General features: G+C 46.3%; 1 rRNA gene. It reads right to left on the bottom strand.

The features are described from left to right. Positions 1 to 146: 146 nt before the first annotated feature. Positions 147 to 246: ribosomal RNA gene (locus LMC10_RS02070) — 16S ribosomal RNA — on the bottom strand; the annotation flags it as partial.

The raw sequence follows: 246 nt of genomic DNA, 5'->3' as shown, positions 1-246 counted from the left end.
ATCGACCTCACGCTTATCAGGCGTGCGCTCTAAACCAGCTGAGCTATAGGCCCAAATAAGCGTCTTATAGGTTAAAGTTTTAAGAGGTAAACCTCTCAAAACTAAACAAAGTTTCTTCAATGTGTAGATTCCGTTTTATTCCTTAGAAAGGAGGTGATCCAGCCGCAGGTTCTCCTACGGCTACCTTGTTACGACTTCACCCCAGTCATCTGTCCCGCCTTAGGCGGCTCCCTCCATAAAGGTTAG

It is taken from the genome of Limosilactobacillus reuteri subsp. simiae (assembly GCF_020784875.1).
In the GTDB taxonomy this organism is placed as follows: Bacteria; Bacillota; Bacilli; order Lactobacillales; family Lactobacillaceae; genus Limosilactobacillus; species Limosilactobacillus reuteri_H.
The sequence above is the reverse complement of the archived record's forward strand: the minus strand, read 5'-3'. Positions and strand labels throughout refer to the sequence as shown.